This window comes from Streptomyces sp. UNOB3_S3 (assembly GCF_020740895.1).
Lineage (GTDB): Bacteria > Actinomycetota > Actinomycetes > Streptomycetales > Streptomycetaceae > Streptomyces.
On record NZ_JAILXP010000511.1, the window covers coordinates 1 to 3976 of the forward strand.

Genomic DNA, 3976 nt, shown 5'->3' on the forward strand with positions numbered 1-3976 from the left:
ACCCGCGGCCCTCCCCCTGGGCGAGACCGCGCGGGAGCGACAGGCCCGCCTGGCCACCTACGCCCTGGGCGGCACCGCCGCACTGGTCGCCGCGATCGCCGGCTCCGCCGTCGTCGTACGGGACCGCAACCGCCGCCGCGGGCGCGTGGGGCCCTGACCACCGCCCGGCTCATGAGGCGGCAGCGCCGCCGGGGCCGCAACCAGCCGCCGTCCGCCGAGAGCGGGGCGGTGCACCGCAGATAGGAATCCATGACTCAGCCACCACCTCTTCCCCCGCACGGCGGGGAGCTGCCGCCGCAGGACCGCGCCGCCACCCGTGTCGACCGGCCCGGCACCCCGCCGGCGCCGCCGGGAGCCGTACCGCCGGCCGGTCCCTCGGGCGCTCCGTCCGCCGGTCCCTCGGGCGCCCCGGCCGCCGGGCCGTCGGGCGCGTCCGGCTTCGGCCCGGCGCCCCAGCCCTTCGGACCCGCCGCGGCGGCCATGGCCTCGGCGGCCACGGTGACGGCCGGTGCGGCCGGCCCGCGCGGGGGCGGCAAGGCCCGCAAGGCCCTGGCCATCGGGCTGGGGCTGCTGCTGGCCGCCGGCGCCGGGACGGGCGGCTGGCTGCTGTGGGGCCGGGGCGGAAACGATCCTGCCCCGAAGGCGAAGGGGCCCGCCAAGGCCGTCGACGCCAAGCTGGACTGGATGGCGCCGGTGCCGGACACGGACAAGGAGCACGGGCTGAAGCAGATGGCCCCCCTGTGGTTCGCCAAGGGCAACGCCATCATGACCACCAGCAAGGCGGTGACGGCGTACAACGCCGAGACGGGCAAGCCCGCCTGGAGCGTCCCGGTCCCCGGCTTCGCCTGCAAGGCATCCCCGAAGGCCGTCGACGGCGTCGCCGCGGTCATCCACGGGAAGGAGCAGTACGACTGCAACATGCTGATGGCCGTCGACGTGGAGCACGGCCGCGTCCTCTGGTCGAAGGAACTCACCAACGACAGGGGCCTCAGCAGCAACCACGACGGGTCCAGCGTCAGCATCGACCGGGGTCTCATCTCGGTGGCGGACACGGGCGGCACCCCCAAGGTCTTCGCCGTCGGGAACGGTGAACGGAAGAAGCCCCGGGACTTCGGCTGCCGGGAGTACGGCGCGGTCGCCGACCGCTCGCGCCAGCTCGTCCTCGCCCAGTGCCAGCCCTTCGGGCGGATCTTCGTCATGAAGACGCAGCCCAGGTCCGACCTGGAGAAGTGGATCTGGAAGGTCCCGGACGGGCTCACCGTGCAGAACGTCCTCTCCGTCGAACCCGCGCTGCTGGTGGTGGGCAGGGAGAACGACAGCGACCCCTCCGACCTCGTGAGCCTGGACGAGAAGGGCCACCTGCGGAGCCTGATCTCCATCTCGGCGGGACCGTACGACTTCAGCGACTGCTGGAAGAGCGACCTGACGAGCTGCCGCGGCGCGGTGGTCGACGGCGACACCGTCTACCTGCCCACGAAGAGCGCCGACATGAACGCCGACGGCGTCAACGTCAACGCCGTCGTCGCGATCGACCTGGCCACGGGCAAGAAGCGCTGGACCGCCCCGCTGGGCGGCAACCGGGGCAACCGCCCCGTGGCCATGCGGGACGGGCGTCTGCTCGTCTACCAGCAGGCGACGAAGGACGAGAGCGGAAAGCTGCTCTCCCTCGACCCCGCCGACGGCAAGGCCGCCGACTTCATGCGGCTTCCCCAGGAGTCCAACGAGCAGGAATTCGCCATCGCCCGCAGTGGAAGCGCCTATTTCCACGACGGCCGCTTCTACCTGGTCGCGAACGAGAGCCTGTTGCGCAGCACGATGATGATGGCTTTCCACTGACGAGTGCGTGCCAGAACGAGAAACGGAATCCAGGAGCCAAGTCAGTGACGCAGCCACCCCAGTACGGCTATCCGCACCAGCCGTCGTCGGCACCACTTCCCCCGATGACATCGTCCCCCGTATCCACCCCGTCCGCCCCGCGACCAGTTTCCAGCCTCGGCGGGAACTTCACGCCCCGCCGGCCCCCATGGCGCAGACCGGCCGCACTCATCGGCCTGGTGGTCGTCCTCCTGCTCGCCGCCGGCGGCTGGGCCCTGTGGTCGTTCACGGGCGGCGAGCCGTCGAAGCCGAAGGGGGCGAACGACGCCGCCCACGCCCCCGCCGCGGGCTCGGTCGCCTGGCTGGCGGAGGCGCGCGTGAAACCCGACGAGGGGATGCGGCAGGCCCTGGGCACCTGGTTCACCTCGACGCTCGTCGTCAAGGCCGAACCGGATGTCGTCACGGCCTACGACGTCAGGACCGGTGAGAAGAAGTGGTCGTTCCTCCTCACCGGCTCGCTCTGCGCCGCCTCCCGGGAATCCGAGGGGGACGTGGCGGTCATCGCCGTCATGTTCGGGACCCACTGCATGAACCTCAAGGCCATCGACCTGCGCGACGGCCACCGCGTCTGGGACGAGCTCCTCATGGAGGAGAAGGAGGCGGGCGACAACCTCGACCCCCGGAAGTGGGGCAAGTCCGGCCCCAGGCTCGCCCTGTACGACGGCCACGTCTACACGACCTGGAAGGACGGCGAGCAGACCCGCCGTCTCTCCGACGGCAAGCGCGTGGACCAGCGGAAGCAGGACGCCTGCGAATGGGCCGACACGGCGGGCGGCAAACAGCTGATCGCCGTCACCTACTGCGGGGCGAGCGAGATCAAGCTCCGCTCGCTCGACCCCAAGAAGCTGGACAAGCCGAAGTGGAACTCGTCCCTCAAGCGCAATGACGGCTTCGTGTCCGTCATCTCGACGGACCCGCTCGTCCTCTCCCAGTCCCCCGGAATGGGCGGTGAGAGCAGCCGGTACGACTTCGTCGTACTGGACCCGGCGACCGGCAAGGAGAAGGCGCGCGTCGCCTACAACAGCTACTGGCGACTGGGCGCCTGCTTCCTCTCCACCTCGGGCTGCACGGGAGCGCTGGCCGACAAGGGCAGCAACAGCCTCTACGTCGCCGGCCAAGGCGTGACCATGGCCTACGACCTGACCACCGGCAAGGAACGCTGGACCTACAAGAGTGACGCCAACCGCGTCACCGTGCCGACCGCCGTACGCGACGGCAAGCTGGCCACGTACGTCCCCGCGACCGCCGAACGCCGCGGCCGGCTCGACTACGTCTCCACCACCGACGGCAAGGTCGCGCGCGTGGTCGAGCACTCGGACGCCGAAAAGGACCGCAAGAACGAGTCGATGATGGCCAAGGTGACCTTCCCCCGCCTGGTGAACGGCCGGCTCCTCCTGGTCGTCGACGGGGGAGTCGGGAGCGACCAGGACGGCATGATCATGGCGATCAGCGCGCCGGACGCGTGAGGCGGCGCGGTGGGGCGTGCCGCACTCACGCCACGCCCCACCGCCGCACTCACTCCTTGCCGCCGTCCTCGATGCCCTCCTCGTCGACGTCGATGTCGAACTCCCCGTCGCGCACCCCCAGCACGAACGCCTCCCACTCGCTCGCGGTGTAACGCAGCACCGTGCCGGGGTCGTTGGACGCCCGCATGCCGACGGCACCGCCCTCCAGATACGCGATCTCCACACGCACCTCGGAAGTGTCGCCCGGGGCACTGAGCCACTCGGCGCCCGAGATGTCCATGGCGTACAGCGCTTCCTTCTCTTCTTCTGTGGCCACTGCGCGGGACTCCTCTTCCGATCAGCCGACGGTATGGGTGCGAGGCACCGCCGCCGACGCTAGCAACCGGAGGGGGTGCGGGGACGGGACTTCGGCCACCAGTCCCCCGATCGATGATGTTTCCGAAGTGCAGAAAGAATTCGTTCCATGACTCAGCCACCACCGCCCATGCCGCCGCACGAGCCGGTCCGCACCCCGCAGATATGGGACACCGACATCAGCCAACGCTCCTCGGCGCCACCGGGCTTCGGCCCACCGCCACCGGCGTTCGGCGAGGGTGATACCGGCGGGGGTGATACCGGCGGGGGCGGTAGTGGGC

The 3976-nt window shown here is 70.7% G+C and carries 3 protein-coding genes; 2 read left to right on the top strand and 1 reads right to left on the bottom strand.

The window, feature by feature from the left end; all coding sequences use genetic code 11:
* Positions 1 to 249 precede the first annotated feature (249 nt).
* The gene (locus tag K6I33_RS32745; protein ID WP_229358268.1) at positions 250 to 1836 is read left to right on the top strand and encodes a PQQ-binding-like beta-propeller repeat protein; all 1587 of its coding nucleotides are present in this window, start codon (positions 250 to 252) and stop codon (positions 1834 to 1836) included.
* Between the two features lie 44 nt (positions 1837 to 1880).
* Entirely contained in the window at positions 1881 to 3341 is a 1461-nt protein-coding gene (locus K6I33_RS32750) for a PQQ-binding-like beta-propeller repeat protein (RefSeq protein ID WP_229358270.1), read from the top strand.
* Positions 3342 to 3390: 49 nt separating this feature from the next.
* Here K6I33_RS32750 and K6I33_RS32755 read toward each other — a convergent pair whose 3' ends face one another.
* Entirely contained in the window at positions 3391 to 3657 is a 267-nt protein-coding gene (locus K6I33_RS32755; RefSeq protein WP_229358272.1) for a DUF397 domain-containing protein, read from the bottom strand.
* Positions 3658 to 3976: the final 319 nt, after the last annotated feature.

Bases quoted from the DNA above. Each gene is read 5' to 3' on its own strand.
- K6I33_RS32745 (WP_229358268.1), top strand. From the start codon at position 250: ATGACTCAGCCACCACCTCTTCCCCCGCACGGCGGGGAGCTGCCGCCG.